The organism is Psychrobacter sp. W2-37-MNA-CIBAN-0211 (assembly GCF_040309405.1).
Classification (GTDB): Bacteria; Pseudomonadota; Gammaproteobacteria; order Pseudomonadales; family Moraxellaceae; genus Psychrobacter; species Psychrobacter glaciei.
Map to the genome: position 1 here is coordinate 1 of NZ_JBEOOU010000168.1, position 276 is coordinate 276.

The following is a 276-nucleotide window of genomic DNA, read 5'->3' on the forward strand; positions in this document are numbered from 1 at the left end:
TGTCACACCACAGTGCCAATGAAAAATACGCAAATATCAGCCCAGAAGCCGATTACGTATTAATCAAACTTTCCTCTAGGATTGCTCAAGCCCTAGTGGCTGATCCAGCGGTCGACTTAATGATGATGCATAATTGTTCACTGCGATTAAAAGTCGATAGTGCACTAGCACTTTGCCAGCGACTGAATATCGCTAATCTTATTGTGGTCGAAAACCTCGACAGCTTTGATAACCTGTTTGGCTATTCATTTGCGCCAGATTTACAGACAATCATCG

At 42.8% G+C, this 276-nt stretch carries 1 protein-coding gene; it reads left to right on the forward strand.

Translation table 11 applies throughout. The features are described 5' to 3' along the window. On the forward strand, window positions 1–276 hold a 276-nt coding region (locus AAEY72_RS14755; protein WP_352311289.1), incomplete at both ends, for a hypothetical protein.